Origin of the sequence: Mesorhizobium sp. M8A.F.Ca.ET.161.01.1.1, assembly GCF_004792105.1 — a bacterium.
In the GTDB taxonomy this organism is placed as follows: domain Bacteria; phylum Pseudomonadota; class Alphaproteobacteria; order Rhizobiales; family Rhizobiaceae; genus Mesorhizobium.
The window spans coordinates 1-405 of the sequence record NZ_SRTD01000116.1; the positions used below are offsets into that span (position 1 = coordinate 1).

Genomic DNA, 405 nt, shown 5'->3' on the forward strand with positions numbered 1-405 from the left:
GCTCGGCACTGCTTCTGGCCTCGACCGCCTTGCCGGCCATCGGCCGGGCGCAGACGCCGAAGAAGGGTGGCAGGTTGATCGTGGCCGCCGACTCCGAGCCGCGCAACCTCAATCCGGCTATTGTCGCTTCCAACGGCGTCTTCTTCATCTCCAGCAAGGTGGTCGCGGCGCTGGCCGAGGCCTCCTTCGACGGCAAGGACGGGCTTGCGCCGCGGCTGGCGGTAGGCTGGGAAGGAACTGCCGACGGGCTCTCCGTGACCTTCAAGCTGCGCGAAGGCGTCAAATGGCATGACGGCAAGCCGTTCACCTCCGCCGACGTCGCCTTCTCGGCACTGCAGATCTGGAAGCCGCTGCAAAACCTCGGCCGCACCGTGTTCAAGGACCTCAGCACGGTCGACACCCCGG

1 protein-coding gene is annotated in these 405 nt (G+C 66.9%); it reads left to right on the top strand.

Annotated features, from left to right (window positions below; translation table 11 throughout):
* Positions 1-405: ABC transporter substrate-binding protein (locus EN804_RS34915; RefSeq protein WP_246693536.1), on the top strand; the 405-nt coding region annotated here is incomplete at both ends.